At 72.7% G+C, this 418-nt stretch carries 2 protein-coding genes; both read right to left on the reverse strand.

Translation table 11 applies throughout. From position 1 onward, the window contains the following. On the reverse strand, positions 1–157 hold a 157-nt coding region (locus tag IF73_RS0137150), incomplete at its 3' end, for a methylenetetrahydrofolate reductase (protein WP_031015966.1). Beyond that, positions 154–418 (reverse strand): vitamin B12 dependent-methionine synthase activation domain-containing protein (locus tag IF73_RS0137155; protein WP_031015969.1); only part of this gene is annotated, 265 nt, incomplete at its 5' end. The genes IF73_RS0137155 and IF73_RS0137150, both read right to left, overlap by 4 nt.

The raw sequence follows: 418 nt of genomic DNA on the forward strand, positions 1-418 counted from the left end.
CGTCGACGGTCCGGTCGCGGGACGAGCCGCCCGCCCCGTACGTCACCGACACGAAGTCCGGCCTGAGCGCCTCGACGCGGCGGATCGCGTCCCACAGGGCCTGCTCGCCCCGGTCGGTCTTCGGCGGGAAGAACTCGAAGGAGAAGGTGGGGTTCACAGGCGCCGGCCTCCCGCGTTGAAGTAGCTCGCCTCGGGGTGGTGGACGACGATCGCGTCGGTGGACTGCTCCGGGTGGAGCTGGAACTCCTCCGAGAGGTGCACGCCGATCCGCTCCGGCCGCAGCAGCGCCGCGATCTTCGCCCGGTCCTCCAGGTCCGGACAGGCCGGATAGCCCAGCGAGTAGCGGCAGCCCTGGTACTCGGTGCGCAGCATGCCGTCCAGGCCGGCCGGGTCGGCGCCGCCGATCCCCCACTCCCGC

Source organism: Streptomyces sp. NRRL F-5727, from assembly GCF_000719555.1.
GTDB lineage: Bacteria > Actinomycetota > Actinomycetes > Streptomycetales > Streptomycetaceae > Streptomyces.